Below are 6,828 nucleotides of genomic sequence, written 5' to 3'. Positions count from 1 at the left end.
GTTTCAGAATGGGCAAGATGATGGCCATCATGATGATGGCAACGACCACGGTCATGACAACGGTCGTGGCCGGAACTAGGGCGGCCAGCAGGCGCTCCAGTGTATTGCGCACCTCGATATCAAAGGTATCGGCAACCTTGAGCAACATCGAGTCGAGCTCACCGGATTCCTCGCCAACACTGATCATTTGAAGCGCAAGCTTCGGGAACTGCTTGGACTGGGACAACGCAAAACCCAGTCCGTTGCCGGATTTGACCTCTTCACTGGCCTTTTCGACAGCAACACCCAGAAACGCGTTGCCCATTACATTGCGCGCGACATTGAGCGCACCCAGCAATGGAACACCATTCTTGAGCAAGGTTCCCAGAGTACGCGAGAGACGCGCTGTCTCAAGCTTGCGTACGAGCTCGCCGGCGATGCGGACACTGAGCAAACGCTCGTCGATAGCCAGCCGGCTTTCCGGATCGGCCAGCTTGCGCCGGAACCAGGCGACGAAAAACACCCCGCCAGCCAGCATCAACCACCAGAAATTCTGCAATGTCGACCCGACGCCCACCACGATGCGTGTCAGCAGGGGCAGCTCAACGTCCATGTCGGCGAACATCTGCTCGAACTGCGGGACGACAACGACCAGCAGCACGAACAGCGAAACCAGCACCATGCCGACCAGAAAGGCCGGATAGATCAGCGCGTTGATCACACTGGATTTCAGTGCACGAGAGCGCTCAAGGTAATCGGCCAGGCGACGCAAGGTGTCTTCGAGTGAGCCGCCGGCTTCACCGGCGCGCACCATGTTGATGTAAAGGCGCGAGAACGTGCCGCGCTCGGCTTCCAGCGCGTCCGACAGCGTGGCTCCGCCACGGACCAGGTCACGCACGCGCTCAAGCAGGCTGCGCGCTTTTTCACTTTCCGGCAAATCAAGCAAAATCTGCAACGCGCGGTCAAGCGGCTGACCGGCACCGAGCAGGGTCGCGAGTTGCTGGGTGAACTGGACGATCTGCGCATCTGAAAGCGTCGGCTTCTTCAGCAGCGCGGCGAACAGCCCACCCGAATCCACGCTGTCGGCATCGCGCACATCGAGCGGGACATTGCCTGCATCCTGCAGCTTGCTGATCACCTCGTCATGCGAAGCGACATCCATCTGGCCCTCGAGGACCTCACCGGACGGAGTAACTGCCTTGTAGTGGTAGAGGGTCATTGGCTTGTACGGGAGTGGAGAATGGGGAATGGAGAATGGGTAGGGCAAAAACGCATCACGGCCCGGAAAACCGGCTTTTTGCCGATTCCCCGTTCCCTATTCCCCACTCCCGGCTTCAAGAACATCATCCCTCCTGCGTCACGCGCAGGATTTCCTCGATCGTGGTCTGGCCGTCCAGGGCCTTGACCAGTCCGTCTTCGTACATCGTGCGCATGCCATCAGCGCGAGCCTGCGCTTCGATGTCGCCGGCGCCAGCGTGTTGCATGATGAGGCGACGGACGGCGTCGGACATGACCAGGAATTCCATGATCGTCGTGCGTCCGTAGTAGCCGCTCGGATAGGCCTGGCTTGGCACCGGCTTGTACAGCTTGATCGGACGCTCCCTGGTCAGCTTTTCGAGACCAAATTCCCTGACAACTTCGGGCAGAGCTTCGTAAATTTCCGCATTTTCCTTGTCGAGCTTGCGCAACAGGCGCTGGGCAAGGATGCCGTTGACGGTCGAGGTCAGCAGATAGTCTTCGACACCCATGTCGAGCAGGCGCGTGATACCGCCTGCGGCATTGTTGGTGTGCAGGGTCGACAGCACCAGATGGCCGGTCAGGGCTGACTGGATCGCGATCTTGGCGGTTTCCAGGTCACGCATTTCGCCGATCATGATGATGTCGGGATCCTGACGCACGATCGAGCGCAGGGCGTGCGAGAAATCCAGGCCTATCGCCGGTTTGGCCTGGATCTGGTTGATACCTTCAATCTGGTACTCGACCGGATCCTCGACCGTGATGATCTTCACATCCGGCGTGTTGAGCTTGCTCAGTGCCGTGTACAGAGTAGTGGTCTTGCCGGATCCGGTCGGGCCGGTAACGAGCAGGATGCCGTGGGGCAACTCGAGAACCTTGTTGAACTTTGGCAAGAACTCGTCGGTGAAGCCCAGCGTGTGGAAATCGAACACGACCGCTTCTCGATCCAGGATACGCATGACCACCGATTCGCCATGCGAAGTCGGCACCGTCGATACACGCAAATCGAGCTCCTTGCCCTGCACGCGAATCATGATGCGGCCATCCTGGGGCAGGCGGCGTTCGGCAATGTTGAGCTTGGACATGATCTTGACGCGAGAAATCACCGCCGCGGTGGATGCGGCAGGAGGCGACTCGACTTCATGCAGCACGCCATCGATGCGATAGCGAACCTTGAGGCGACTTTCGAACGGCTCGATATGGATATCCGATGCGCGCTGCTCGACGGCGCGCTGGATGACCAGATTCACCAACCGGATGACCGGAGCTTCGGAGGCGAGGTCACGCAGATGCTCGATATCATCTTCGCTGCGCGCGTTGTCGTCGCTGAGGCTTTCGACGATCGAACCCATCGCTGAACGGCCCTGGCCGTAGTAGCGCTCGATCAGGTCATCGATTTCCGGGCGCAGGCCGACACACAGGCTGACCTTGCGTCCTGTCGCCAGTTCGATCGCCTCCAGTGGATAGTGATCGGCCGGGTCGGCGATCAGCAGCTTGACCTCGGTCTCGGTCTCGCCGATCGGGACTACGTGATGAAGCTTCAGGAAGCGGGTCGAGAGCTGGACATTGGGTGGCGGCGATTCCGGGAAATCCTTGGCTCCCATCAATGGCAAGCCCATGATCTCCGCGACCGCGTCGGCCATTTCCCGCTCGGATACCAGGCCCAGGCGAGTCAACAGCGCTACCAGGCGACCCGACGGGTCCTCTTCATGCAGACGACGACCGCGAACCAGGTCGGCTTCCTTCAGGCGCCCCTTTGCCACCAGGAACTGGCAAATACGCTCGTCCAGCGCCTGCCCGCTCAATACCGGGATTTCGGATTGAGGCACGCTCATTTCGGAAACAGCCGACATCAATTACTCCTGGGCATCGTGGCTGGGACCCTGCAATGCGGTCTTCGGTTCCTCGACAGGATGCACCAGAGACTCGATGAATTGGCGATTGAGGCCAATCCAAAGCGCAACGGGTACCACGGCAGGCAGGATCAGGTAACCAAACTGATAGGCCAGCGCGATCGTGTCGGGCGATATTCCCGCGCCGGTGATTGCGTTGGCTCCGGGTGACCCGGAATCAAACGCCAGCATCTTGAAGGTCTCGGCGATGACCCCGAACGCCTGGGCCAGCCAGATGACACTGAATGCGACCGCAAAGTGCAACAGTCGCGTGCGGATCGTGATGGGTGTTGCCATGGCCAGTCCGCTGAACAGCGGCAGCGAGTAGCCGTAGATCAGCGGATTTTGGACCAGGACCAGTTCGCCGATACCGCTGCGCCCATCGGGTGCCACCTGATTGACCAGCAGGCGTGTCGCCACTTCCATGCTGTGCCCGTTCTGGATCACTTCGGAAAACAGGGTGGGCCACAGGCCGAGCAAGCCCAGCTTGGCCATCTCGATGACGGGCCAGACCAGGGGCGAGGAGAATGCAAACCAGATGAAGAAGCTGAGCGGCAGCCAAAGTACGGCGCGCAGACCCAGGCCGCGGATCGGCGATTCGTCCACTACGCCACCCATTCGCGTGCATTGCGGAACATGCGCAGCCAGGGCGATGCTTCGCCCCATTCGCGCGGATGCCAACTCATCTGAGACGAGCGGAAAACCCGTTCCGGATGCGGCATCAGGATCGTGATGCGACCGTCGGCTGCACTGTATCCGGCAGCACCCCCGGGGGAGCCATTGGGATTCAGGGGGTAGCGTTCGGTCTTGCGGCCGGAACCGTCGACATAGCGCAGGCAGGCCTTGGCCTTGCGTGCCACAGATGGATCCTCATGAACAACCCTGCCCTCGCCATGCGCGACGACGACGGGAATGCGCGATCCCGCCATGCCACGCAGGAAGATCGACGGTGATTCTCCGACCTCAAGCGTGACCAGGCGCGCTTCGTATTGCTCGGATTCGTTGCGTTCGAAGCTCGGCCACGCGTCTGCGCCAGGAATGATTTCCTTGAGTCCGGACATCATCTGGCAGCCGTTGCAGACACCCAGCGCAAAATGCGCGGGGTCGGCAAAAAATGAAGCGAACTGTCCGCGCAAGCGGTCATTGAACAGGATCGAGGATGCCCAGCCGCGCCCCGCGCCAAGCACGTCGCCATAGCTGAAACCACCGCATGCAGCGAGACCCCTGAAATCCGACAGAACGTGCCGGCCACTCTGCAGATCGCTCATGTGCACGTCGACCGCCTCGAATCCGGCGCGGGTGAACGCAGCAGCCATTTCCACCTGTCCGTTGACGCCCTGCTCGCGCAGTATCGCCACGCGTGGGCGCGTACCCGCTGCAATGAACTTTGCGCAGATATCTTCGCCTGCATCGAAGCTGAGCTTTGTAGTGATGCCGACATCATCCTCGTCGGTGCGCCAGGCCAGTTCGGCATCGGCGCATTCGGGGTTGTCGCGCAAGCGCTGCATGGCGTGGCTGGTCTCCGACCACAGCGCCATCAACTCGCTCCAATCCCACTTGGCGATGCGCTCACTCTCGTTGAATAGCTTGATCTTCTTGCGTGAAGTCGGATTTCCCGCGTGGCTCGCCAGCGTGTCGATGCCATGTCGCTTGAGCAGTGCCAGGAACTCCGAGCGCGCGCTGGACCGGATCTGGACGATGGCGCCAAGCTCTTCGTTGAACAGGCCGCGCAGCATGTTGTCGGCCCAGCCAGACAACTGGATATCCAGGCCGCAATGTCCAGCCAGTGCCATTTCGATCAGGCTGACGATGGCGCCGCCATCCGAGCGATCGTGATAGGCGAGCAGGAGTCCGTCGGCATTCGCCTCCTGGACGGCATTGAAGAATGCGCGCAGTCGCGCAGGATCATCGACGTCCGGCGGCAGGTCACCCGCGCGCTGGAAGACCTGGGTCAGCACCGAGCCCCCCAGTCGGCCACGTCCCGCGCCCAGGTCAATGATCCAGAGCTCGGTATCACCCTGGTCCAGCACCAGCTGCGGGGTGAGAACGCGCCGGGCATCGGCGCTGCAGGCAAATGCGGTTGCAACCAGCGAAACCGGCGAAACCGTGCGTTGATCAGTCCCGTTGTGCTGCCAGCCGACTTGCATCGACATGGAATCCTTGCCGACCGGAATCGATATGCCCAGCGCTGGACACAACTCCATGCCGACCGCGTGCACCGCAGCGTAGAGAGCGGCATCTTCGCCAGGATGATCGATGGCTGCCATCCAGTTGGCCGACATGCGAATTTCATCGAGACGCACTGGTGCTGCCGCGATATTGGTCAAAGCCTCGCCGACGGCCATGCGTGCCGACGCCGCCGCATCCAGCAAGGCCAGCGGGGTGCGCTCGCCCATGGCCATGGCTTCGCCGGTCTGGCCCTGGAAATCGTTTAGCGTGACCGCGCAATCGGCAACCGGTACCTGCCATGGCCCGACCATCGGATCACGCGAACACAGGCCACCGACGCTGCGATCGCCAATCGTGATCAGGAAAGACTTGCTGCCCACGGCGGGGAAGCGCAGCACGCGCTTGATCGCGTCGCTCAGCTCAAGACCTTCGGTATCGGCGATCACGGAAAGTTTTTCGGCCAGGCGTTTCGAGTCGCGCAGCATGCGCGGCGGCTTGCCGAACAGGACATCCAGCGGCAAGTCGATGGGAAAGTGGCGGGAGTCCGTAGCCGGAAAACGCGAGTCGGTCAGGGCCAGCCTGCGCTCCTCGGTGGCGTATCCGACGACTGCAAATGGACAGCGCTCTCGCTCACAGATCGATTCGAACAGGGCTACGTCGGCGGGCCGGATGCCGAGTACATAGCGCTCCTGCGATTCATTGCACCAGATCTGCATGGGCGAAAGATGCGGGTCATCGCAAGGAATCTTCTGCAGCTCCAGATTGCCGCCAACCCTGGAATCATTGAGCAGTTCGGGCAATGCATTGGACAGTCCGCCGGCGCCGACATCGTGTACGGATACGATCGGGTTCTCCTTGCCACGCGCCCAACAGGCATCGATCACTTCCTGGCAGCGACGTTGCATCTCGGCGTTGTCGCGCTGGACCGAAGCAAAATCGAGCTCGGCGGAACTGCTGCCAGCGGCGACCGATGAAGCGGCGCCGCCGCCCAGTCCGATCAACATGGCTGGACCACCCAGCACGATCACCGCATCGCCGGGCTGCAGTTCGTGCTTCTGCACATCCGAAGGCCGCAGGTTGGCAAGGCCACCCGCGATCATGATCGGTTTGTCATAGCCCCGACGAAGGCCTTTCTCATCGGTAGCCTGTTCAAATGTACGGAAATAGCCACCCAGGCAGGGCCGACCAAATTCGTTGTTGAATGCAGCGGCACCTATCGGTCCGTCACGCATGATTTCGTAGGCCGACGCAAACCGCGGCGGCAGCGGTCGCTCACATTCCCAGGGCCTGGGCAGCCCGGGAATGCGCAGATGCGAAACACTGAATCCGGTCAGGCCAGCTTTTGGCTTGCCACCACGGCCGGTTGCACCTTCGTCGCGGATTTCTCCTCCGGAACCTGTAGCTGCACCGGCGAACGGCGATATCGCGGTCGGATGGTTGTGGGTCTCGACCTTGATCGCGTACGGCACGGCCTCGCTGGTCGATCCATAGATTCCGGATTCCGGATCTGCGAAGAACCGGCTTGCGTTGGTGCCGGCGATCACAGCGGCAT

Annotated in this window: 4 protein-coding genes; all 4 read right to left on the bottom strand. The window is 61.2% G+C overall.

Annotated elements, in window-relative coordinates; translation table 11 throughout:
• Positions 1-1,198, bottom strand: a 1,198-nt coding sequence (locus tag WBP53_RS12005) for a type II secretion system F family protein (protein ID WP_423929227.1), incomplete at its 3' end; no start/stop codon positions are given.
• Positions 1,199-1,322: 124 nt separating this feature from the next.
• Positions 1,323-3,050: a type II secretion system ATPase GspE gene (gene gspE / locus WBP53_RS12000; RefSeq protein ID WP_423929229.1), complete on the bottom strand. Its 1,728-nt coding sequence runs from the start codon at positions 3,048-3,050 to the stop codon at positions 1,323-1,325.
• Between the two features lie 21 nt (positions 3,051-3,071).
• Positions 3,072-3,773: an exosortase H-associated membrane protein gene (locus tag WBP53_RS11995; RefSeq protein ID WP_423929225.1), complete on the bottom strand. Its 702-nt coding sequence runs from the start codon at positions 3,771-3,773 to the stop codon at positions 3,072-3,074.
• A partial coding sequence (gene purL / locus WBP53_RS11990; protein ID WP_423929223.1) for a phosphoribosylformylglycinamidine synthase occupies positions 3,713-6,828 on the bottom strand: 3,116 nt, incomplete at its 5' end. The genes WBP53_RS11995 and purL, both read right to left, overlap by 61 nt.

The organism is Dokdonella sp. (assembly GCF_049593775.1).
Classification (GTDB): Bacteria; Pseudomonadota; Gammaproteobacteria; order Xanthomonadales; family Rhodanobacteraceae; genus Dokdonella.
Note: the sequence above shows the minus strand (reverse complement) of the source record. Positions and strands in the feature narration are given on the sequence as shown.

Excerpts from the sequence above, each read along its gene's own strand:
- gspE (WP_423929229.1), bottom strand. The coding sequence starts at position 3,050 with ATGAGCGTGCCTCAATCCGAAATCCCGGTATTGAGCGGGCAGGCGCTG.
- WBP53_RS11995 (WP_423929225.1), bottom strand. The coding sequence starts at position 3,773 with ATGGGGCGAAGCATCGCCCTGGCTGCGCATGTTCCGCAATGCACGCGA.